The organism is Streptomyces katrae (genome assembly GCF_000966975.1).
GTDB classification, from domain to species: Bacteria; Actinomycetota; Actinomycetes; order Streptomycetales; family Streptomycetaceae; genus Streptomyces; species Streptomyces katrae.
Genome location: NZ_JZWV01000152.1, coordinates 1 through 542, shown reverse-complemented (window position 1 = coordinate 542; position 542 = coordinate 1). Strand labels below are relative to the sequence as shown.

Here is a 542-nt window from a genome sequence, read left to right as displayed (position 1 = left end):
GGGGCGGACGACCCCGCGGCGCTCGCGCAGGTCGCCGAGTCCCGGCGCTGGCTGGCCTCGGGGACGGTCCCGGGCGGCTCGGGGGCCCGGCGGGAGGGTGCCGAGCGGGCGCTGCTGTCGATGCGGGCGCTGCTGCGGCCCAATGGGGCCTTCGCCGCGGCCTGGTACCCGTTCTGGGACTTCTCCTGGCCGCGGGACTCGGCCTTCGCGGCCGCCGCGTTCGCGCACACGGGCCATGACGAGGAGGCCTACCGGATCCTGCGGTACAACGCCGGGACCCAGCGGCCGGACGGCACCTGGGAGGCCCGTACCCGCCTGGACGGGTCGGGGCCGCCGGACGACCGGCGGTGGCAGCTGGACGCCAACGGCTGGGTGCCCTGGGCCGCCTGGCAGTGGTACCGGACGGCGCCCGCGGCGGGCCGGGCCGAGCGGCTGCGGGCGCTGTACCCGGCACTGGCGAAGGCGGCCGACTTCACGGCGGGCTCGCTGGACGCGGAGGGACTGCCGCCGGCCTCGCCGGACTACTGGGAGCTGCCCACCGC

Annotated in this window: 1 pseudogene; it reads left to right on the top strand. The window is 78.6% G+C overall.

Features of this window, described 5'->3' with window-relative positions:
• Positions 1-542, top strand: a pseudogene (locus VR44_RS07780) (hypothetical protein); the annotation flags it as partial.